At 43.8% G+C, this 21,535-nt stretch carries 20 protein-coding genes; all 20 read left to right on the top strand.

What is annotated here, in order from left to right; all coding sequences use genetic code 11:
* Positions 1–14: 14 nt before the first annotated feature.
* The 20 genes from PSU72_RS10675 to PSU72_RS10580 all read left to right on the top strand — a co-directional run bounded on the left by PSU72_RS10675 (position 15) and on the right by PSU72_RS10580 (position 21,221).
* Positions 15–1,574, top strand: a complete 1,560-nt coding sequence (locus PSU72_RS10675; RefSeq protein ID WP_300432427.1) for a hypothetical protein — start codon at positions 15–17, stop codon at positions 1,572–1,574.
* A complete protein-coding gene (locus PSU72_RS10670; RefSeq protein WP_300432426.1) occupies positions 1,561–3,012 on the top strand; it encodes a S49 family peptidase in 1,452 nt (483 codons plus the stop codon). The genes PSU72_RS10675 and PSU72_RS10670 overlap by 14 nt, the downstream gene beginning before the upstream one ends.
* Before the next feature lie 2 nt (positions 3,013–3,014).
* A complete protein-coding gene (locus PSU72_RS10665; protein ID WP_300432425.1) occupies positions 3,015–3,515 on the top strand; it encodes a hypothetical protein in 501 nt (166 codons plus the stop codon).
* Between the two features lie 9 nt (positions 3,516–3,524).
* A complete protein-coding gene (locus tag PSU72_RS10660) occupies positions 3,525–4,685 on the top strand; it encodes a hypothetical protein (RefSeq protein ID WP_300432423.1) in 1,161 nt (386 codons plus the stop codon).
* A gap of 70 nt (positions 4,686–4,755) precedes the next feature.
* Positions 4,756–5,151: a hypothetical protein gene (locus PSU72_RS10655; protein ID WP_300432422.1), complete on the top strand. Its 396-nt coding sequence runs from the start codon at positions 4,756–4,758 to the stop codon at positions 5,149–5,151.
* Position 5,152: 1 nt separating this feature from the next.
* Positions 5,153–5,653 carry a hypothetical protein gene (locus PSU72_RS10650; protein WP_300432420.1) on the top strand — a complete coding sequence of 167 codons (501 nt, stop codon included), beginning with the start codon at positions 5,153–5,155 and terminating at the stop codon, positions 5,651–5,653.
* Between the two features lie 163 nt (positions 5,654–5,816).
* Complete coding sequence (locus tag PSU72_RS10645; RefSeq protein WP_300432418.1) at positions 5,817–6,503, top strand: hypothetical protein; 687 nt, start codon at positions 5,817–5,819, stop codon at positions 6,501–6,503.
* Positions 6,496–7,029, top strand: a complete 534-nt coding sequence (locus tag PSU72_RS10640) for a hypothetical protein (RefSeq protein WP_300432417.1) — start codon at positions 6,496–6,498, stop codon at positions 7,027–7,029. The genes PSU72_RS10645 and PSU72_RS10640 overlap by 8 nt, the downstream gene beginning before the upstream one ends.
* On the top strand, positions 7,029–7,421 hold the full coding sequence (locus tag PSU72_RS10635) for a phage tail terminator-like protein (RefSeq protein WP_300432416.1): 393 nt from the start codon (positions 7,029–7,031) through the stop codon (positions 7,419–7,421). The genes PSU72_RS10640 and PSU72_RS10635 overlap by 1 nt, the downstream gene beginning before the upstream one ends.
* A 76-nt stretch (positions 7,422–7,497) precedes the next feature.
* On the top strand, positions 7,498–8,721 hold the full coding sequence (locus PSU72_RS10630; RefSeq protein ID WP_300432415.1) for a phage tail tube protein: 1,224 nt from the start codon (positions 7,498–7,500) through the stop codon (positions 8,719–8,721).
* A 91-nt stretch (positions 8,722–8,812) separates the two neighbouring features.
* A complete protein-coding gene (locus tag PSU72_RS10625; protein ID WP_300432414.1) occupies positions 8,813–9,211 on the top strand; it encodes a hypothetical protein in 399 nt (132 codons plus the stop codon).
* A gap of 44 nt (positions 9,212–9,255) precedes the next feature.
* On the top strand, positions 9,256–9,570 hold the full coding sequence (locus PSU72_RS10620; protein WP_300432412.1) for a hypothetical protein: 315 nt from the start codon (positions 9,256–9,258) through the stop codon (positions 9,568–9,570).
* A 7-nt stretch (positions 9,571–9,577) separates the two neighbouring features.
* Positions 9,578–13,555: a phage tail tape measure protein gene (locus PSU72_RS10615; RefSeq protein WP_300432411.1), complete on the top strand. Its 3,978-nt coding sequence runs from the start codon at positions 9,578–9,580 to the stop codon at positions 13,553–13,555.
* Entirely contained in the window at positions 13,555–13,896 is a 342-nt protein-coding gene (locus PSU72_RS10610; RefSeq protein WP_300432409.1) for a phage tail protein, read from the top strand. Before PSU72_RS10615 ends, PSU72_RS10610 begins: the two co-directional genes overlap by 1 nt.
* The gene (locus tag PSU72_RS10605; RefSeq protein ID WP_300432408.1) at positions 13,896–14,450 is read left to right on the top strand and encodes a phage minor tail protein L; all 555 of its coding nucleotides are present in this window, start codon (positions 13,896–13,898) and stop codon (positions 14,448–14,450) included. Before PSU72_RS10610 ends, PSU72_RS10605 begins: the two co-directional genes overlap by 1 nt.
* On the top strand, positions 14,450–15,196 hold the full coding sequence (locus PSU72_RS10600; RefSeq protein WP_300432406.1) for an NlpC/P60 family protein: 747 nt from the start codon (positions 14,450–14,452) through the stop codon (positions 15,194–15,196). Before PSU72_RS10605 ends, PSU72_RS10600 begins: the two co-directional genes overlap by 1 nt.
* Positions 15,189–15,851: a hypothetical protein gene (locus tag PSU72_RS10595; protein WP_300432404.1), complete on the top strand. Its 663-nt coding sequence runs from the start codon at positions 15,189–15,191 to the stop codon at positions 15,849–15,851. Before PSU72_RS10600 ends, PSU72_RS10595 begins: the two co-directional genes overlap by 8 nt.
* On the top strand, positions 15,852–19,748 hold the full coding sequence (locus PSU72_RS10590; RefSeq protein ID WP_300432403.1) for a host specificity protein J: 3,897 nt from the start codon (positions 15,852–15,854) through the stop codon (positions 19,746–19,748).
* Positions 19,741–20,427, top strand: a complete 687-nt coding sequence (locus PSU72_RS10585; RefSeq protein WP_300432402.1) for a hypothetical protein — start codon at positions 19,741–19,743, stop codon at positions 20,425–20,427. The genes PSU72_RS10590 and PSU72_RS10585 overlap by 8 nt, the downstream gene beginning before the upstream one ends.
* Entirely contained in the window at positions 20,427–21,221 is a 795-nt protein-coding gene (locus PSU72_RS10580) for a hypothetical protein (protein WP_300432401.1), read from the top strand. The genes PSU72_RS10585 and PSU72_RS10580 overlap by 1 nt, the downstream gene beginning before the upstream one ends.
* Positions 21,222–21,535 lie beyond the last annotated feature (314 nt).

The raw sequence follows: 21,535 nt of genomic DNA, 5'->3' as shown, positions 1-21,535 counted from the left end.
CATAATAATTTTATATGAATATCTTTAATTGGTTCAAGCCTAGTGAAAAGCCTATGTCTCTAAAAGAGATAGGTGAATTGAACGTGGCTTCAGCCCAACCAAAGATAGCTCCACCTAAGGTTAAAGCTGGGCAGCAAGCAACGCCCAGCTTCTTTAAAACGGCCAAGCCAAGTTCTGCACCACTGCCAAATACAGATAGACGTTTAGCGACTACTGATATATTAGGTACGCGCAATCAGCCAGATACATGGTCAGTTATTCGTGAAATGGTGGCAGCGTCACCAGATTTATCATCAGCAGTATTCGCGTATTTGCGAACAGCCATCACACCAGATTATGTTGCGGTTGCTAAGAATTTAGACGGAACATTTAACCGAGAAGCTACTGTGGCATTGCAGCAGCTGATTGTGCGTTTAAATATTCTGCAGGATTACACAGACGGCTTCAGCGGTATTACAGGACTTAGAGCCTGTTCGGAGTCTCTGTCTAAAGAGTTAATCCAGTATGGCGCAATGTCGCTAGAATTGGTGCTAGGTAAAGACAGACTTCCAAGATCGCTCGTACCAATCTCAATCACAAAAGTAAAATTTCGCGCCGATGACAAATGGTTAAAACCGTTCCAACTCATCGGAGGCGTAGAAGTTGATTTAGATATTCCGACATTCTTTTACTCGTCACTTGACCAAGACCTACTGAATCCATACGCGAGCTCAATGCTTGAGTCTGCGATTCAGCCTGTGCTATTTAGTACAGAGTTCCAAAATGATTTGCGCCGTGTGGTGAAGAAAGCTATTCACCCAAGATTGAAAGCAATTATTGACTCAGACAAATTTAAAAAGAACATACCTGCTGACGTAGCATCTGACCCAGACAAATTAGTTCTTTATATGAACGCCGTCATCAGCGAAATCGAGGGTAAGGTTAATGGCCTTCAACCTGAAGATGCATTGATTGTGTTTGACACTTTAGACGTAAGCTATATGACTAACGGTAATATTTCGCTCGATGCAGAATACACTGTTTTGAACGAGATCATTGATGCGAAGCTTGCCACAGGCGCGAAGACTTTACCTTCAATCTTAGGTCATGGTTCAGGTTCACAGAACATTGCTTCAAGTGAAACACTTCTATTTATGAAGAACTCACAAGGCGCGGTGCAAGGCAAGTTAAATGATATTTACAGCCGCGCACTAACATTGGCCCTAAGATTATATGGCTTTGATGTTTATGCCGAGTTTACGTACGGTGATATTGATTTACGCCCAGCCAGTGAGTTGGAAGCATTCAAGTCAATGAAGCAATCACGTATCCTAGACCAGTTATCACTTGGCTTAATTTCAGATGAAGAAGCTGGTCTAGCTATTACAGGCTCACTTCCTCCTGTAGGCGCTCCTTTACTTTCAGGTACTTTCTTCCGAACTACTGCAGGCGCAGACCCAACGGCAAACCCTTATAGCGGTAGTGCAACTGGTACTGGTGATGCAGGCGGCGGCGCGTTAAATCAAAGCGTGAAATCAGACGCTCCGAAAAACTCCAAAGGCTCTAAGCCAAAGGCAAACAATGAAAAAGCATAAAAAAGAACTTTGGGTTGGGTCGATTGACACGTTCAATACAGCTCAAGTCGCGCTAGATAAAATCTTAGCTTCAACTGAGCAACAAGCATCATCGAACTCTGAAGGTGGTCAAGGTAGTCGCATGTTGAGTATCGTTGGTGGCGTTGGTATCATCAACATCGCTGGTTCATTAGTGAACAACGACTCATGGATGAACCAATACCTTGGCGTGACTAGCTACAATGACATTCGTACCGCCCTAGCAGAAGCCGTTGGTAATCCTCTTATTAAACACATCGTACTAGACATCAACTCTGGCGGCGGCGCGGTATCAGGCATTACTGATACGGCTACATTGATCAGCCAAATTAACCAGTTCGTTAAACCAGTGACTGCCTATACAGGTGGCGTAATGGCTTCAGGCGCATATTGGTTAGGTGCTTCAGCAGGCCGAGTAGTAGCCAGTGATGTTGCGGTTGTTGGTTCAATCGGTGTTATCACAAGTCACATGGACTACTCTGCAGCCTATGCAGCTGATGGTGTTGTACCTACAGTTATCCGCGCAGGTAAGTTCAAACAATTAAACTCACCTTTAGAGCCTTTGTCTAGTACAGGCCTTGAAGAAATCCAATCACAACTTGACCAGGTGTATAGCGTTTTTGTACAGCATGTAGCAGATAATCGCTCAGTTTCGTACTCAATCGCTGATACTCAAATGGCTCAAGGTAGAGAATTTATAGGGGCATCAGCTTTAACTGCTGGCCTTGTAGATAGCGTTTCAACGTTCGACAGTTTGATGTCAGAGCTAGTTTCTAAAGTAGCCCTTGACAGCAATAAGTCTTTCAGTAACAATAACTTAAATCCCTTTATAAAGGCCTCAAATATGACATTGTCATTAAATGCACAGCAGTTAGCGGTGATTTCAGCAGGTGGTGTTCTCACTCCTGAAGAAATTGCAGCTGCAACTGCTTTGGCTACTTTAGAAGCGACTGCTGAAACAGTTGTTGCTACTGAAGTTGTCCAAGAAGAAGTAGTAGCGGAAGTTACTGAAGAAGTCGCAGTGGTTGCTGAAGTTGCAACTGCAAACGCTGATTTAGTAACTTACTTACAAACCCAATTAAAAGAAGTTAACGCAAGCTTACTAGAGTCAACAATCTCTCTACGTGATTTGCAAGCTTTATCAGCTGATGCTTTAGCAAATCAAGAAGCTTTGATGGTAATTGCAGCAGGCTCAGTGAACAAAATGAATATCGCGCTAGGCAGTTCTGAGCGTGATTTAAGTGCTCTGACAGCAGTTCAATTGTTGGCAGAACATTCAGCAGCATCCATAGATTTCAATAAGAAATTTAAGGTCGGCGGTGTAGCAGTTGCTACGTCAAATCCTGACACAAAAGCTGTTGAAGCAAAGGTTTCACCGATGCACAAAGCCAAAGTTTCAGCTACTAAAGAAAGGAAATAAAGATGGCTAAGTTTAATTTTACAGAAAGCTTCAGCGTAGAAGAAATTATCTCTACCAAGCTATCAGCACTTGCCGCAGACACTGCTGGCTTGGCATCAGGTTATTTGACTGACGCAGATGTTGGTAAAGCAGTTAAGTTAGGTGCTACAGACCGTTACGTATTGGCAGTTGCTGGTGACGAAATTGAAGCTTTCATTGTTGCAGTTGAGTCAGCAACAGTTGATGGTTACTCATTTGGTTCAGTTGTATTAGCTGGTCGCAAGTCAGTAGTCTTAGAAGGTTCAGTAGCAATCGGTGGTTTAGTAGTAGTTGCTACTCCAGTAGCTAAAGGTGTTGCTTCAGCAACGGCTTTACTGGTTAAAGCAGGTACTGCAGCATCTCAATCTGGTACATCACCATTCGCATACACAGCTCGCACACCAAATACGCATTTATGGCGCTTGATCTCTGGAGCTGGTACTGCTGGGTCTGTTGGTGTTATTGAACGTGTTGGCGAGGCATAAGGAAAAATCATGGCAAAATTTATTGATCTAAACGGCGCTACCCAAGAAGTAGCTTTAGATGTTAGCGTTTATAAAGACGCAGCAATTAATCAGATGACTGTTCCACAGTTCATCAACACTAAGTATGAAACAGATTCAGACAAGTACGGTACTGCTTTCGAGCAGATCGCAGCTGATTGTGGCCTGTTCATGCATAGTGATAACCGCTACGCAATCCGCGCTCCTTCAATGGCAGACGTATTAAGTGGTAAAGCTGAAATGAATGCTGGCGTAATTGTTCGTGATGCAAACCCTGCTTCACGTATCATTTTCCCTGCAGTGTTCTTAGAAGCTGTTGAGAACAAATTGAAAGTGGATGCATCTGGCTACGTAGCAATGTTTGACAGCTTGATTGCAATTTCTGATGACATCGTTGGTGCTCGCTTTGAACAACCATTGATCAATTACTCTGGTCCAGAAGGCGCTCGCTCTAAAGCGATTGCTCAACTATCTGAGCCAAACGTAATGATGAACATTACTGTAAGTGATGTTGCTCGTAAGATTCCATCATTCTCAATCGGTATGCAAATCTCTGATGAAGCTTTAGGCGCAACATCGCTTGACTTCGTTACTTTAGCTCTTGCTCGTCAAGCTGAAATCGAACGTGCTGCTCGCGTTGACGAATACATCGCAGCATTCATCAACGGTGACGTTGACATGGGCTCAGTTGCTTTAGCTCAAGTTACTACTGCATCTTTCGGTAATGGCGACTCATCTCACGTATTGAACCACAAAACATGGATTCAATGGTTACGTGCGAACTTCCGCAAACGCCACATTGATTGGGTTATCTGCGACTTGGCTACAGCCTTGGCTATTGAAAACCGTATTGGCCGCCCTGTTATCACTAATGATGACCCTAACAGCCCACGTATCAATGCTACTGCACAAGTTGCAAATCCAGCATGGCAAAACGTACAAATCTTCTTAGTTGAAGATGGTGTAGTTCCAGCATGGACAGCAGTTGGTATTGATAGTCGCTACGCAATTCGCCGCGTACGTAACTCTCAAGCTGAGTACGCAGCTGTTGAGCAATTCGTTCTACGTAAAGCACAAGCTATGCGTTATGACTTCGGTGAAGTTGCATACCGTATGTTTGATGAAGCTTGGACTGTACTTTATTTAAGCTAAGATATGACATTGTCATAAAATTAACAGGTAGGTAGTTCACTGCCTACCTGTTTTCAATTGGAGAATTAAAATGGCAGCAAAAGATAATCAAGTACCTTCAGATGCAGAAAAAGCGGCAGCATTAGAAGCTGAAACAGCGACAGCAACTCAAGAAAAATTAGACGCAGAGACAGCGGCAGCATTGGACGCAGAGACAGCGGCAGCAACTCAAGCAAAGTTAGACGCAGAATCAGCTGCAGCTTTAGATGCTGAAAAAGCGGCAGCTTTAGATGCAGAAGCAGCAGCAGCGGTTCAAGCACCTTCAAACCTTAAGGCAGTCACTGCAACGGTGATGGATTTACGCGACCCCTTTAAAGGTGCTGCAGTAGAGGAAGACAACTGGTTGCGTGTTGGTGAGGCAAAGGACGTTGAAATTACACCTTGGCTAGAAGCTCAAATCAAAGCTCGTTACGCAGTAGTAAGCTAATATGACACTCACCTCTTACACGACTTATAACGACATTCGAGCAATCCTTGGGGTAAACCCTAAGGAACTTCCTGACGCTGACTTAGCGTTAGAGACTTACCTGTTTGAACTTGAGACTAAGCTGCAAGAGGTGGGTACTGATTTAATTGCAAAATACACTGAAGCTGCGGCTGCAGTGTTAACTGCTACAGAAACTTCGCTGCAAAAAGGACTGTACCGAGCTGTCAGGCTTTACGCCTCCTCGTCAGTTAGCTTATCTGTAGCTTACAGCTTGCCTATGCGAGCACAAAAATCCATCACTGATGGTAAAGCAGGTTTAGATCGCTTTACAGGCACCCCTTACAAAGACACTGTAGACAACCTTTTAAATTTGGCAGCCTCTTATAGAGACGACCTAGCTAAACAATACATTTTGTCTGCAGGTGGAACACCTGCAACAATTACAACCATACCTGCCTTTATGGGTGTGTCCTCTCCTTCCTATGACCCAGTAACAGGTTAATATGGATTTAAAAGATGCCTCCAGCTTTTTCGATTTAACAGTTTGTGCAGATGCTTATCTGCCAGCCAACACGTTCTTAGGTCAGCTAGACCTTTATGACGACTCAAAAAGAGACGGTGTAACTGTAGAGCGAAGAATCCTTTCAGTAAGCCCAGAAATAACAATGCCTCCAAGAAGCGTTGTAACTATTGAGGGCCTTACATGGATTGTTGGACAGAAGAATACTGACAGCTTCCAAGGCTCAGCAATCCGCAATAAGTATGTTATTCATCAGGCACAAGCCCTGGGCAAATTGCAGACGGTAAAACAACTCCTCACCACTGGAGGTGTTGACCTCTACTCATCTGCAATATGGGTGAAAGACAGTAAAGAAGTTGAAAGCTCATCCAAGTTGTACAGCTTCATGGATACTTTCTTCGCACTCGGAGAAGACGTTTTTGCTGGACAAGTGTTAACCCTTGGAGCTGATAAGTATCGAATAAGGAATGTGTACTTAGGCGGTTCAGGTATCCAGATTGGCGAAGCCAGTGTGATGCCTAGATTAAATATTACATCTATCACTTACATGTCAACATCAGGCTTAGCGTACAACGCAGCCTCAGATAGTTTTGGCACAATCACCCCTACTGTATTCAATGGTTTGTGGGAAAGATTCCAAGACAGCTACAACTACGAAACTGCCTCAGCGCCTAAGTACGTTACAGGAGACTTGCTATTAGTGGTTGAAAAGTCATCTGTGGCCACACCAAAATCTGGGGATACGTTAACGATGTTTGGTTTCTCATGGATAGTTATTTCTTTTCAAGATGATCTAAACCTTTGCTGGGAACTGCAGGTTAGACGTGCTTAAAATAGATAATGCCAGGGAATTTAATGAAGGCTTAGACGCTTGGTTTGTATCGGTGGAAGACCTTGCTGTGCAGACTCTAAGAGGCCTGTCTGTTGAAGTGTTTAAAAAAGCTTTAGAAAACTCTCCTCAATTTTCAGGTAACGCTGTTGCTAATTGGAAGTATTCAGTTGATGGAATTGATACAAGTCATGACGACTTCTTTAAAGACGCGTTCTGGGCAGAAATCAAAGCAGAGTGGCCCTTAGAAGTTAAAGCCTACTCTAAACAAGACCCTCACGAAGAAGCTGAGCAATACGCTTTAGACGCAAACGCAGGCAGGCAAGCACAGGTTAAAAGCCTCAACAATGTTATCTACGTGTCAAACAGCGTTGACTATGCTGATTGGTTGGCAACCTCAACCGAAGCAAAGTTGAGAACCCCCAACCACGTTGGACACCTTATTAGTCAAACTGTAGCTGACGTAGTTGAAGTTCACTTATTCATCAGCACAGCTAAAGCCGAGCAACTTGGCAGGGAAGTATTGTAATGTCTAAAGAATTCATCAGGTCTACAGTTTTCGCATACTTTGCTGCAAATTTCACGTCTGCAGAGGTTGAGTATGAGAATCTTCATACGATTGAGGTGAGTACGCGCACAACTCCGTTTGTTGACCTGTCGCTGCGCTTCATTGGTAACTCACAAATAAGCCTAGGGAATAACTCAAAGTCTCGTCAGCGAGGCACTGTGCAAGCCCAAGTTTATGTTAAGGAAGGTAAAGGTTCAAAAGTTGCCTACACCTTGAGCGACCAAATTGAAGCCCTGTTTATGAGGAAAACGATTTCAGGGATTGTGTTTGAAACCCCTTCTGTTCTAACCCCTGTTGAGTCTTCAGGATGGTATAGAGCAACCATAAGATGCCCCTACTATTTTGACTATTAATATGACATTGACATATTTAGCAAATAGTTTAAGCTGTTGAAGTACATAGTAAAAACCCTTAATCTGGAGAGCAATCATGCCATTAGCGTCAAGTAGTAGTGTTGGTTTTAAATTTAAAAAGGAAGCTGTATTTGGCACTGTTGTCAATGGCACAGCTTGTAATGCATTACGTATCGCAGGTGAGTCTTTAGACTACGCCATCAAAACAGATACGAGTAAAGAAATTCGTGCTGACCGACAAATTTCAGATTTGATCATCACAGGTGCTGAAGCGTCAGGCGGCTTCACATTTGAGTTGTCATACGGTGAGTTTGACCCCTTCCTAGAAGCTGTGCTCGAAGGTACTTATGCAGTATTTGGTACTAATGGTGTGAGTGCTGTAATCCCTACATCAGCAACATTCGCGGCAAATACCTTAACTGCAGGCGCGGCAACAACAGGTGTAAACTTGTTTACAAACCTTGTATTAGGTCAGTGGGTTCTTATCCAAGGTTCAACTAACCCGTTGCAAAACATTTGGGCGCAGGTTTCAACAACCATTCCACCAACTAATACTGTACTTACGTTCCAAGGCTCACCATTTACGGGTGCAACTGGTACGGGCGGCGCGGCAGTTACTGTTTCAGGTTCACGAGTTTCAAATGGTACAACTCAACGTAGTTATACCTTAGAGAAAAACTTCTCTGACGTTGCTCAAACGCTAACATATACAGGCATGACTGCTGATAAATTGTCATTGAAGATCGCCTCTGGAAGCATCCTTGGTGGCTCTATCGATTTCAAAGGTAAGTCAGCAACAAGCCAAGTTGGTTCATTGTTAGGTACAACTACTGCTTCTACAGCGTTTAACGTAATGAATGCGGTGAATGATGTATCAAGTGTCCTTGAAAATGGTTCAGCGTTGGTAGGTACATACATTAAAAGCTTAAGCCTTGATGTAATGAACAACCTGCGCGGCCAAGATGGTGTGGGCGTATTGGGTAATGCCAGTGTTGCTTCAGGTAACGTACAGGTTTCAGGCTCTGTTGAGTTCTACTTTGCAGATAACACCCTGTACAACAAATTCTTAAACAACACTGCTTCAAGTCTTTCAATCCGTGTTGATGATGGTTCAAATAACGGTTACGTTATCACTATTCCAAAAATCAAGTACAGCGGCGGCAAGATTACTGCAGGCGGTATTAACCAAGACGTTATGGTGTCAATGAGCTACACAGGCTTGTTTGACCCTACAACAGGCAAAACAATCATCATAGATCGCGCTGGAGTAGCAGTCTTACCAACTACACCTGTAAACTAAAATATGACATTGTCATTGACAACTTTGTAAATAGGGAATAAAGTTAGCGAATCAGGTCACACTGGTTCGCTAATTACTTATGGAGATTTAAATGGATATTTTTGCTAGTTTTGCAACAGATGAAAAGCTTGAAGTTGAAGGTACGTGGGTTCCTTTAGGTGGCACTGCTAAGATTTTAGTAGCTCGTGCTGGCAACAAAAAATATGGCCGCTTACTAAGTGCAGCCGTAGACAAAAACAAACTTGCCTTAGATGCAAAGACTGATGAAGCTGACGCTCTTTCAGACAGCATCATGGTTGATGTGTTGGCTAACAGCGTCCTATTAGGATGGGAAGGCCTTTCATTCAAAGGTACTGAAGCCCTACCTTACAACTTAGAAAACGCTAAAACACTTTTAGCCGTTAAAGACTTCCGCGCTCTAGTGTCTGAAAAAGCCCGTAACATCGACAACTTCCGCGCCACTGCAGAAGAAGCAACAGCAAAAAAGTAAGGGAATACCTTGAATGGGAGTTGACCTGGTCTTCGTCAATTCCCATGTTGCAGAATATCGCAAAGAAAACTGGGGTACTTCCTCAAGCCTTAAAAGACAAACCTGAAATTGGAGAAGCAGAGTATTTCTTTGTTTCCAGCTTCTACGAACTAAACTCTTTCCGTCCTGTAGGGGAGAATTTTCAACCTTTAACTCTATCTGATATTAAGGCGTACATGGAAATTTTGGGTGATTTTACGTTAGATGATCGTTTAAGGTTTATCAAAGCTATTAGAACCCTTGACCAAGCTTATATCAATAAACGGGTTGAATCGAAACCTGCCAATATACCTGTACAATCAGATATGACAATGGCATAATTCAATCATGTCTACGTCACCTACCTTAACGCTCAAAATCTCTGCTGACCAAGCAGGGATTACTGAGCTTCATAGTTTATTAGAGCAGATAAAACTAGCAACCTCTGGACTTTCTACAGGCGTTGCACTTAACAGTCGAGAAGCTTCTGCAGCTCTAAGAGCTGAGGAACTTGACTTAGTTAAACATAACAGCAAAAAAACTTTACTGGCTGAAAAGCTTAGTAGAGACATCAGCAAAATATCCACTGACTCATCTGCTATGCAGATTGCAGCTGAAAATAAACTTACACAGATGTTGATTAGTGAGAGTGTTAAACGTAACGACATCAACGAAAAAGCTAAGCTCAAGAATGAAGAATTAAATAGAGCTCAGACTCAAGCAATGGTTGCTGAAGCTTACAAGATGAATGCAGCAATTGATGCAGCATCTGCTGACCGAGCTTCTAAAACAATTGCAATGAAAGATTTCCAGCTTGCTGAAGAACGCAAACTGACTCAAGCGATGGTTGCTGAAGCTTACAAGATGAACTCAGCAATTGACGTAGCCGAGGCAGCTAGATTAGCCAAGTACGAGGCCAACTTAGTCAAACAGGCTGAGCTAGATGTGGCTTATAGCCGTGCATCTTTAGCGCAACAACTTAAAATACGAAAAGATTTAGCAGCTACCCAAGCAAACCCTACACTTGGCTCATCCTATGCTGCAACTAAATTCGCGCCTGCAGCAGTATCTGATACCCGTTCAGTAGCTGAGATGGAAGCCGCCCTGCTCAAGCAAGGTGGAGCAGCGAAGTCAGCCGCCGCAGGGCATGCAGAGTTGAACGCCATGATGAGAGAAGGTCATAGCCTTGCTAGAGGTATGGCTGGACCACTTAACGCTATGTGGCTCACATGGGGAAGTTTAGCCCCACTACTTGCAGGTGCAGCAATATCCTCAGCAATTGTTGGGTCAGTCAAAGCTGGTTCAGACTTTGAGATGGTGCTATCTCGCATTCAAGGTGTGAGTGGCGAAACAAAAGCAAAAGTAGATCAGGCAGGAGAAGCGTTTAAGAAGCTCGCTGAAGACAGTTTATTCAGTGCTTCAGATGTCGCAACAGGCTCACAAATTTTAGTGCAAGCAGGCTTATCACTGACAGAGGCTACAAAAGCGTTGCCAACGATTATGCAGTTAGCATCTGTTGGTGAATTGAATATGTCTAATGCAGCTGAGATTGCTACAGGCACAATGAATGCTTTCGGACTTTCCATTAAAGAAATTCCTGGCGTTGCTAACGTGTTGTCAAAAGCAGCCGACATGTCTCAAACGAACATCGGTGAAATGGGTGAGGCAATGAAACAAGCCTCAACAGTTGCTCAACAATACGGCGTAAATCTAATTGATATGTCAGCAGGTATTGCGACATTAGCTCAAGTGAACATTAGAGGCTCAGCAGCTGGTACAGCATATAAGAACATGCTCACAAACCTTGCCTCACCAACAGAGAAAGGTGCAAAAGAGTTAGCGCACCTTGGCGTATCTGCTTTCGATGCAGACGGCAAAATGAAAGACATGACAGTAACATTTTCTGACTTGTCTGAAGCCCTTAAAGGTTTGAACGATGCTGACAAAGCAGCGGCTGTAAACGGCATATTTAGTGAGCGTGGTGCTAAAGGTGCCATCAACTATATGAATGCTTTGGACAGTGGCAAGATTAGAGAATTTACTACCGCCTTACGAGGTGTTGCTGAAACTCAAGACTACCTTTCAGGTAAACAAGACCTTCTAAATAACACTGTAGGTGCTCAAGGGTCAATGGCATTTCACGCCTTAGGCGTTGCAATGATTGATGCCTTTGACTCCTCAGAAACAGGCTTGCTAGAGCTTACACGTTCATTTAAAGAATTCCTTCAATCAGAAGCTTTTAAACAAGGTTTGAAAGATATTGTTTCAGGGTTTGTTACCTTAGTAAACGTGGTCAAAGAAGCTATACCTTACGTAGCCTCTCTAATGGCAGGTTTTGCAGTATCAAAATTCGCGTTTGCAGCAGCAGGCGCAGTAGCCCTAGCAGAAGGCCTAACACTTGCCTCAGCAGGCGCAGTCGCTTTAGAGTTTGCTTTAGGTCCTGTAGGTTTAGCCATTGCTGCCGCTGCAGCTGTTTGGTACATATTTAGAGACAAAGCTGTTGAAAGCTTAGATGTTGTTGATAGTCGCATTCACGGCTCTATTGACCTAATGCACAGACTAGCAGATGAAAATTACAAGTCAACTAAATCCGATGTATCAAATGCTAATTTAGCTGTACGCAATGCAAACGAGGAATTGCGTTTAGCAAAAGCAGCACAAGCTAAATTGGCTAATGGAGGCTCTGCAGAGGTAGGATTAACTTACGCTCAGCAAGCAGAAAAAAATAAAGTCAGAGTTGTTAAAGCTTTAACTGAGGTGGAGCTTGCTCAAAAGAACGCTCAAACCTTGGCTAATAAGTTGTTCGATGAAACTCAAGAACGCTCAGCATCAGCTGCGGCTATTGAAGCCAAACCAACATCAACTGCAACCTCAAATTATAAAACACCTGAGAAGGTTGATAAAGAAGCTGAGTCTCGGAGAGCTCGTGAGAACTCTGCAATCACTAAGGCTGCTCAGGAAGACTACAGTAATGCAATGCGCGAAGCTAAACGCATTGAGGCTGTCCAAGAGGATATAGCTAAACAAAAATTAGCAGCCCACCAGATAACACTTGATCAGTACCAAAAAGCATCTGATGAAGCCTATGCAGTGTATGCCGACAGCGCAATGGCTGCGGAAACTACATTGTCTAGCAAGCTTAGGGCAACTGAAAAAACAGGTAACGCTGAGTCCGATAGAATCAATTTAGAGGCAAAACGTAAAAAGCTTAAAGATGATCGCACTTTTGCTGAGCAAACTTTAAGGGATGCTCAAGACCACAACACTAGAGCAGCACTTATTGAGGCAGACGGTATCGAGAAAGCAAATGCAGCTAAGCTTAACAACCTAAACATTAAAGCTGACAACGCTCAAGCTAAAACTCAAGATAAGTTTGACAGAAGGTTTGACGCTCCAACTGATAATGTTGGTGAAAATGCTCGTATCAAAGCTGAAAAAGAGTATCAAGATGAGATCGATAAAACTACGGTCAAAATCAAAGAGCTTCAAGACTTGCTAGGCAATGACAAGGACTTGATTGCTCAGGACATCAGAATCAAAAAATACACTGAAGCTAACGTTGCCTTAGAAGAAGCTAAAACAAGACACGGCGATGTGGCCGCAGCCGCCGCTAAAGCTAATGACAAGATTGCTAAGTCATGGCAAGAAGGCGCTACTCAAGCTGTGCACGAGTACATGAACGCTACTCAGGACTCAGCGAAGATTACTCATGATTTGGTTACTAAATCAATCTCAGGGATGACTGACGCTTTAGCAACATTTGTAAAAACTGGCAAACTGGATTTTAAAACATTTGCTGCGTCTATTATAGAAGACTTAATTCGCATACAAATACAAGAGCAAGCGACCAAGGCGTTCTCAGCGTTGGGAAGCCTTGCAATGTCTGCCTTAGGTTCATTGGGTGGCGGTGGAGGCCTGAGTGGAAATACTGGCGCAGTTTCTGGAGCAGTTTACGCAGCTAACGGACACGCTTTCGATAACGGAAAAATAGCAGCCTTTGCTAACGGCGGCGCATTCACAAACAGCGTAGTTAACACCCCTACTACATTCCCTCTAGGCGTTATGGGTGAAGCAGGCCCAGAAGCCATTATGCCTCTAACAAGAGACTCTAGCGGAAGACTTGGCGTACAGTCTTCAGGCAGCGGCGGTTCAGGCGGTATAACAATTCAAAACAATGTAACTGTTCAAGTTCAAGCTGGCGAAAACGCTGACAAAACTGGTGACATTGTTTCTGAAAAAATCATGCAAACAATGAAGAACATTGCAGACGGCCAAATCGCAAACAGTATGCGCTTAGGCGGCATGTTAAATAAGGTGCATAACTAATGCCTCAAACACTTCCAACGACCCCAATCATTTCTCCGTCATCAACTAAGACTAAGGGTTTCAATATCCATACGTCTCAGTTCGGTAACGGCTACAGGGAGGACGCACCTCTAGGTATTAACTATGCTATGGAAAAGTGGGACATCTCTTACGAGATGCTGAATGCGACTGACCGAAACGCCATCATTGCTGTAATAGAAGCATCAGGCGGTTGGGACATTATCAACTGGACTGCTCCAGGGGGCACAGCTAAAAGGTACAAAATGACAAAGGATGGGTACTCAGAAACCAGAATGGCCGCAACCTACACCATTAAATTTAAATTAGAGCAGGTGCCTTAATGCCAAGTGTTAATCAGTACATCATCCCTGAACTTCAAAAACCATCCAAGGAATCTGCGTGGGTTGAGCTTTATAAGCTAGATGCTACGGCGTTCGGCGGCGGTGTATTTTACTTCTGCAATGAGCAAAACAAAACAGGCGGCAACGTTATATTTGGCGCAAACACTTATGTTGCTTTACCTATTCAAGTATCTGGATGGGACATGAACAATACGGGAACATCAGCAAAACCGACACTAAGCGTATCTAACGTATCTAAAGCGTTGCTGTCAGCAATCAACGCTCAAAAAGACTTGGTAGGCACAAAGCTCACAAGAATCAGAACTTTTGGTAAGTTTTTAGCTGATGGGTCAACACCAAACGGCGCGGCGTTTATAGGTCCAGACACAATGTTCATCGAGCAGAAAACTTACCACGACAGAACTATGTTGCAGTTTCAATTGACATCGGTAATGGACCGCATGGGCATGAAGCTCCCTAGAAGACAAATATTAAAAGATGCTAACCACTTGGGATGTGCTTTCCCTGGTGTTAGTAGAACAAGGGTTGCTTAATGATCATAAGTCACGAAGCCACAGAAGCGTGGGAAAAGTATGTTATTGCAGAGTACCCAAACGAGGCTTGCGCCTACGTTGTTGATGGAAGTATTTACCCTGTAAAAAACCACTCAGAAACCCCTACTCTGACATTTAGCGTGGATGTTATTGACAGGCTGATGGCTCACAAACTTGGCAAGGTTGAAGCTTTTTTGCACAGTCACCCTTACAAGATAGAAGAATCTAATTTTGCTTGGAACCCAGCATGGGCATCTGCAGAGGATATGAAAACATGGATTGCAGACAATATTCCCTGGGGAATAAGTTCTACTGAGGGAGAAGGCGTATCTACTATCTTTTGGTATGACGACTCTATGGAGGCCATGTCACCTTTGGAGGGACGGGAGTTTATAAGCGGATTGCATGACTGCTACAGCGTGGTAAGAGACTATTACAGATCAGTTCTAGGTATTCATATTCCAAACTTTTCACGAGGCTACGGTTGGTGGGACAGAGGGGAAGAACTTTATTTGGAAGGGTTTGAAAAAGCTGGCTTTATCGAAATTCCAATGGAAGAAGCCACTATAAATGATGCAGTGATGATGAGTTTAGGTACTGGTGTAGTTGTACACGCTGCAGTCATTGTAGGCGAAAACCAAATACTGCAACACAACATTAAAAGACTTTCAGGTTATGACTCACTCGCAAAGTGGGGAAGACAAATTGTAAAGGCCGTACGTTACGTTGGAGTTAAGAATGATTAGAAAAGTATTTCTTTATGGAGGCTTAGCTGAGGAGTTCACCGCAGAACCACTAGAGTTGGCGGCTGATACTGCACCAAGTTTGGTGCTTGCCTTAAGGTCTATTTTCCCGAATTGGAGAGCATACCTAACAGAGCACCCACAAATTGCTTTCATCCTATCAGATGAAAACAAGGAAAACCCTGTAGCAATTGACGCAGAGATGATTGACAGGCAATTTGGAGAGGCTTCTGAGGTTCACATAATACCAGTGCAGGACGGCTCGCTAATGGCGATACCTGCGATTGCAGCTTGGGTGGGCGAGAGCATAGTTTTAGCAGCTGTGGTAAACACTATATCATCCATGATTATAACGATGGCATTAGGTGCAGTTTTCCAAGCCCTATCCCCTACTCCAACAACAGGTAAAGGAAGCCAGCACCAAGTAGCACAGAACCAATCGTTTCTTTACAACGGCGCGGAGAACGTGCAGTCACAAGGTGGTCCAGTACCACTTGTGTATGGTTACTTTATGACAGGGTCAACAGTGATCTCAGCCACTGTTGATGTTGAGCAATTGTTAACTACTCCTTCATTCTCTATTCCTCCAGCTAACGGCGGTGGAACTATTCAACCAACAAGCCCTGACCCAGTTTCATGGCAATGGACAGGATTATAAATGATTAACGAAATTGAAGCTTTAGGCTCTGAAATTACTGTAAACCTAGATACAGGTAAGATTTTTATTACAGGTTCTGGTGGTGGAGGTAAAAGCGGAGGGTCAGCGCGAGTAGCGCAAGAGGCAGACAACACTTTAAGAAGTGCTGCGGTAGTGAAGGTTATTGAGGTTATCAGCGAAGGGCCTATCGTAGGTATTGCTGGAGGCGCAAGGGGTATATTCATCAACAATACACCACTTGCCAATTCGGACGGTACGTTTAACTTTCCTCGTGTTTCATGGGATTACCGTGTAGGTTTACCTTCACAAGATTACATGGCTGGGTTTGTTGACACAGCATCCGTGATTTCTATTAATGCACCTCTACTCAAAGCTTCGCCTGTCATCACTTCAGTCGTAAGTGGCAGCGTGGATGCTATTAAATTGGTCATGTTATTGCCTGAAGGTCTGTCTTCACAAAACGTCTCTAATGGAGATGTGAACGGCACCTCTGTAGCCTTTCAGATAGATGTAAGACTAGGCACGTCTGGACCTTGGACCAACTCTAACTACTTAACAATCTCAGGAAAAACAACGTCAGCTTACGAGGCTCAATACCGAGTTGCTAGACCAGCAGGCACTGGTATTTGGCAGTATAAAGTTACTAGAACAACTGCAGACTCAACAACAGTTGCCTTAAAGAATAAAACGACAGTTGCCAGAGCCACCGAAATTGTAGACGTAAAGCTTCAATACAATGACACAGCGGTAATCGGCTTAGCTATAGATGCTCAGTCTGTCGGCTCTACAATTCCTACACGCTCTTACATGGTAAAAGGAAAGATCGTCAGCATCCCAGCGAACTACAACCCAGAGACAAGGGTGTACGCAACAACAGGGGCAGGTACAACCGCAGGAGTGTGGAATGGTACGTTTGTTCAAGCTTGGACTCAAAACCCTGTGTGGGTTCTTTATGACCTACTGACGCACCCTCGCTACGGTATGGGTGAATATGTTGTTGCAAGCGATATTGATGCTTACTCATTTTATGATGCTGCAGTTTATTGTGATGCCTTAGTTCCTGATGGTAACGGCGGCACTGAGCCTAGGTTCACTTTTGGGGCAAACATAGTAACTCAGGAAGACGCTGGCAAGCTTTTACAATTAGTTGCTGGGTCATTCCGCGCTAGACTGCTTCAAATCAACGGTAAATGGACTGTGCTGCAAGACCGTCCATCTAGCCCTGTACGCAACATCACAAACAGCAACGTTATTGATGGCCTGTTTATCTACAAATCTACAGGCTTGTTTGAGCGTCACACGGCATTCAACGTAGCTTGGAACAATAGAGCTGACAGATACCTACAGAAAGTATCAACACTTGAGGACACTGCGGCCATTGCACGTTACGGCTATTTCCCAATTGACATTGCTTCTTACGGAGCCACAACTGAAGGTCAGGCATTACGCACTGCAAAATGGGCTTTAGATACCGAGCAAAACCAGACTGAAACGGTTGGATTCAAGATGGGTCTTAACGGCTTTGACCTCCTTCCAAACGACATATTCAACCTTTACGATGAAGACTACACATCTGTAAATGGTAGTGGCCGTGTTAAATCAAACACTGGAACATCAATCGTTCTTGATAAGCCAATCACGATTACAGGTCCAGCATCCCCTGCAACCATCACTGTCACACTTGCCGATGGAACTTCAGAAAGCAGACCACTCACCCAAACTGCAGGCACATACACAACTGTAACCGCTACAACAGCGTTCAGTTCAGCTTTAATGGAAGACTCGATTTACATTTTAACCTCTGCTATTTCAGCTAGACAATTTAAAGTGTTGAACATAAGGTTTCCAGACGTTTACACTGCAGAGGTTGAGGCACTTGTACATGACCCTGCTAAGTACAGCAGAATTGAGTTAGGAATCTCTATACCTACACCAGTGTTCAATACTCCTTCGCCTACCAATAGCACAGTTGTTTTACCTCCTACAGGAATTGCTTTTGCAGAAGATGCTGTGGCAAACCCAGACGGCTCGATAACAAGGCACTTGTTGGTGTCATGGGTAGCTCCTGCAGGTGGTTCAGTAATTGGTGGCTACCAAGTTGTCTACACAAGAAACAATGGCGGCGCAACTATATTGAGCACCCCTACTAATAGTGTAAGCATCCCTGCTAACTCGGACGGAACTTATGACATTAGCATAATTTCACAAGACGGTGCTGGCAGGTTGTCAGGTTCTTCATTGACAGGAAGTTACGTTGTAGACCACGCAGTTGCAGGTGTCATTTCAGCGGTGAACTCCGTTTATGTGAAAGGCACTTCAGGCACAACATGGAACACAGGCGACTTAACAATCGTTTGGTCTGACGCAGCTTCACCGCTATTCGTAACACAGGACTATGAAGTTATCGTTAAAGATGTATCTAATAACCAACTTTTCCGAGCAGTCACAAAGAACAGGGAATTTACTTACACCTTGGCTCAAAACAAAGCTGACAACCTTAATTTTGCACAGACACCGCAGCCAGCTTTGAACATCACGATCACTCCTAGAGATTTGTTCACACGTTTAAGTACAGCTACAACTGTGTCTTTTAATAACCCTGCGCCGACAGCTCCTACGTTAACGTTGGTGTCGGGGATGACAACTATCGGAATCTCTGTGTCACCTGAAACTTCAGGCGATTATGTGAGCACTGAGATTCACGCTTCAAGCACTGACGGGTTTGTACCTTCATCACTCACTAAAATATACAGCGGCAACGGCACGTTCTTTATGCATGCAGGACTTGGTTCATCCTCTGTGATGTATTATAAAGCAGCGCACTTTGACAGCTATAACCGCGCAGGTACACCTAACTACTCAGCACAATACTCAGCCACCCCTTCAGCTTCACTGGGAGGCGCAGGTAACTCAGCTAGAATTGCTTATTTGCTAACTACTCAAACAAGCTTAGCTTCAACTCCTTCAACAGTTACTTCGGCAGGTGCAACTAGCTTTCCACCTGTAGGTACAGTATCGGTGCCAGGTGCATGGGGAGATATTGGTGGGTGGACAGACACACCTTCAGCAATTTCTGCAGGGCAATACCTGTTCAAAGTTGATGGAATCTACTCTCCTGTCTCTGGAAATACTGTATGGAATGCGCCTTACCAAGCTTCATTTAAAGTTGGTAAGTTAGAGGCCTTGTCTGCAATTCTAGGCAATGTAGGTGCAGGTACGATCACCCTAGACTTGGCAGGTCACGTTAAAGGTGGGCAATCTGATTACGACACAGGCGTTGGGTATTACTTAGGTTACACAAGTCAAGGGTTGTCAGGCTCTCGCTACGGCTTGAGTATGCGTAATGCGAACAACGATAGTTTTACGTTCGATGACTCTGGAATGAAAATCAATGGGTCATTGACAGTTATCTCAGGAACGCCTGTACCAGTTTCACTAAATGGAACTTTTGACAATCTTACTGGGTGGTACATTGCAAGCGGAGCCGCCCTGCCATCTGCGTTCTCTGTAATTAACTTTCAAGGCTCTGGCTCAGCGGCAGCTAGTAACAGGTTAGCTCTTACCGCCTCAACAACAGCTACCGTTGTCTATAGCATGTACTCTGGAAAATTTGCTGTCACTCCTGGCACCACTTACGACTTCAGTACACAAGTGTATGTAGATTTGGATTCAACTGTTTACACAATGACAGTAACCTTGTGTACGACTTCAGCTGCTTCACCCACAACAACAGTTATTCCAGAAAACGCAGTGAATTCTGCGAATAGAGATACTGACATATTAAGTTACTTAGTAGGTGCAAACACTGGAGGGTCATGGGTTACATTGACAGGGTCGGCTATTGTTCCAACTGGCGCGACCTACGCAAGCCTTCTTATACAGGTAAAAAATGCTTAAAATTGATAACCTAAAACTCTCAGCAACTTTAGTAGCTCAGCCAAGCTCTACTGATGTACTGAGAGCTAAAAGCCTAAGTCAGAGAGTTGACATACAAAGATACGACCCAATGGTAGCTGCTGATGGAGTTTGGGGGCCTCAGCCTGTAGGTGCTAAACCTTATAAGTGGGCGTACCTACCACAAATCAACACTCCAGGAATGTCTCTCGCGCAGACAGGCGTGGCTGCAAGCTTTCAAGAAAACTGCTCGCCTATGCCAAAACTAGCGTACACAATACTAAACCTTGACGCGATTAGTGTTAGATTCAGTTTAACTTTAAGGTACGGTGGAAACTTTGGTGTTGTCTTTGTTGCAAATGGAACAGCTTTCTCAGCTCAACTTTCCCAGCAGGCCGTACGCCTAGAAATGAATTTCCAAGGGTGCTTTGAATTCATAGCTGTTTTGAGACCTACAAAAGACATGGTAGGGAAAACAATTACAGTGGCAGCACTTCTGACCAAATATCCAGCGTACTCTGGGTCTCCTTACGATTCAGTAGACAGCTTGTATTACTACAGATACAAGGCATTACTTCTTAAAGGGGAGTACACCGAGACAATTTTCCCTGCAAGTATTTACTACACGGGATTTAGCAACCCTTACATTTTTGCCACTCACGCATTGCTGGAGGTAGGATAATGGCGATACTTTTTGATGACGTAACACTGCGAGCACTTGACCAATCAAAAATACCTAACCTATCGGCTCAGACTGTTTACATCGGCAGCGATAGAGTACCGTTTAACTACCTTAAAACCTACTCAGACTTTTATGTTAGAGGGGGAGAAACAGCTTCAACTGTAGATTCTGGAATCACTGTCCCCAACAATTTTGACATGCTTATCCCAAACGTTAAATGCATTGCAGGAGTACCAATACTGATCATATTTAACTGCAACCTAAATATGCCAAATCTTATAAGCTTGAGATATTCGTCAAAACTCTCAGGAACGTCTGATGCCTTAGTGTCTATAGGAAAAAGAACAGGGCAACCATTCCTGCTAGGTGGAGGCCTCTCAGCAAAAACAACAGTAGCCCCCGTTACTGGAGTTTTACATATAGGCTCTAAGACAAATGCTCAGATGCCAAACTTAGCCTTGGACCCAGACTTCACTAACCTAACAACTGGAGTTGCTTTAGCGTCTGCATTTAAAGCCTATGTTCCAGGAGACCCAGCAGCTTATTCCGAAAATTATACGATAGGAGCCATTGTGAACATAGGGGAGCAATCTAACCAAGATACCATTGTAGGGCCTGCCTTCAATATCCCAGTTAGAATAGCTTTCCCTTACACACCAACAGTAACTGAGACAAGGGACTTTAATGTAAACTTGATGAACGCTACAAGGCGTTTCGTTACAAACGCCGCAGGTACACGAAGCACCTTATGGGCGGCTAAAATTCTAAACCCAACCTTGAAAGTGATTTCATAATGTCTTTACTACTCGACAACCTTACCATGAAGTCTGTTCGGGGAATTAACCTAGAGGACGTAGTCTTAGAGGATATAGTTACGCCTGCCAAAATTTCAACAAGCATTGTAGGTACAGAGGATGCATTCAACTACACATTCTCAACAATTCTTGGCTACCCTTTAATGTACTGTGTTATTCCAACTTGGGCAACCTATGCAGAGATAGAGATTTTTTGGGACAATCTAGTAGCTAATAACACTTTCTTAGCGTTTGAAGTTCAGTGGTATGACAATAATCAGGGACATATCGCAAGGGTCCAAAATTACTATGAG

Origin of the sequence: Methylotenera sp., from assembly GCF_029945535.1 — a bacterium.
Taxonomy (GTDB): Bacteria; Pseudomonadota; Gammaproteobacteria; order Burkholderiales; family Methylophilaceae; genus Methylotenera.
Note: the sequence above shows the minus strand (reverse complement) of the source record. Positions and strands in the feature narration are given on the sequence as shown.

Bases quoted from the DNA above. Each gene is read 5' to 3' on its own strand.
- PSU72_RS10625 (WP_300432414.1), top strand. From the start codon at position 8,813: ATGGATATTTTTGCTAGTTTTGCAACAGATGAAAAGCTTGAAGTTGAA.
- PSU72_RS10655 (WP_300432422.1), top strand. From the start codon at position 4,756: ATGGCAGCAAAAGATAATCAAGTACCTTCAGATGCAGAAAAAGCGGCA.
- PSU72_RS10615 (WP_300432411.1), top strand. From the start codon at position 9,578: ATGTCTACGTCACCTACCTTAACGCTCAAAATCTCTGCTGACCAAGCA.
- PSU72_RS10585 (WP_300432402.1), top strand. From the start codon at position 19,741: ATGCTTAAAATTGATAACCTAAAACTCTCAGCAACTTTAGTAGCTCAG.
- PSU72_RS10650 (WP_300432420.1), top strand. From the start codon at position 5,153: ATGACACTCACCTCTTACACGACTTATAACGACATTCGAGCAATCCTT.
- PSU72_RS10590 (WP_300432403.1), top strand. From the start codon at position 15,852: ATGATTAACGAAATTGAAGCTTTAGGCTCTGAAATTACTGTAAACCTA.
- PSU72_RS10580 (WP_300432401.1), top strand. From the start codon at position 20,427: ATGGCGATACTTTTTGATGACGTAACACTGCGAGCACTTGACCAATCA.
- PSU72_RS10600 (WP_300432406.1), top strand. From the start codon at position 14,450: ATGATCATAAGTCACGAAGCCACAGAAGCGTGGGAAAAGTATGTTATT.
- PSU72_RS10595 (WP_300432404.1), top strand. From the start codon at position 15,189: ATGATTAGAAAAGTATTTCTTTATGGAGGCTTAGCTGAGGAGTTCACC.
- PSU72_RS10605 (WP_300432408.1), top strand. From the start codon at position 13,896: ATGCCAAGTGTTAATCAGTACATCATCCCTGAACTTCAAAAACCATCC.
- PSU72_RS10670 (WP_300432426.1), top strand. From the start codon at position 1,561: ATGAAAAAGCATAAAAAAGAACTTTGGGTTGGGTCGATTGACACGTTC.
- PSU72_RS10635 (WP_300432416.1), top strand. From the start codon at position 7,029: ATGTCTAAAGAATTCATCAGGTCTACAGTTTTCGCATACTTTGCTGCA.
- PSU72_RS10675 (WP_300432427.1), top strand. From the start codon at position 15: ATGAATATCTTTAATTGGTTCAAGCCTAGTGAAAAGCCTATGTCTCTA.
- PSU72_RS10645 (WP_300432418.1), top strand. From the start codon at position 5,817: ATGCCTCCAAGAAGCGTTGTAACTATTGAGGGCCTTACATGGATTGTT.
- PSU72_RS10620 (WP_300432412.1), top strand. From the start codon at position 9,256: ATGTTGCAGAATATCGCAAAGAAAACTGGGGTACTTCCTCAAGCCTTA.
- PSU72_RS10660 (WP_300432423.1), top strand. From the start codon at position 3,525: ATGGCAAAATTTATTGATCTAAACGGCGCTACCCAAGAAGTAGCTTTA.
- PSU72_RS10665 (WP_300432425.1), top strand. From the start codon at position 3,015: ATGGCTAAGTTTAATTTTACAGAAAGCTTCAGCGTAGAAGAAATTATC.
- PSU72_RS10630 (WP_300432415.1), top strand. From the start codon at position 7,498: ATGCCATTAGCGTCAAGTAGTAGTGTTGGTTTTAAATTTAAAAAGGAA.
- PSU72_RS10610 (WP_300432409.1), top strand. From the start codon at position 13,555: ATGCCTCAAACACTTCCAACGACCCCAATCATTTCTCCGTCATCAACT.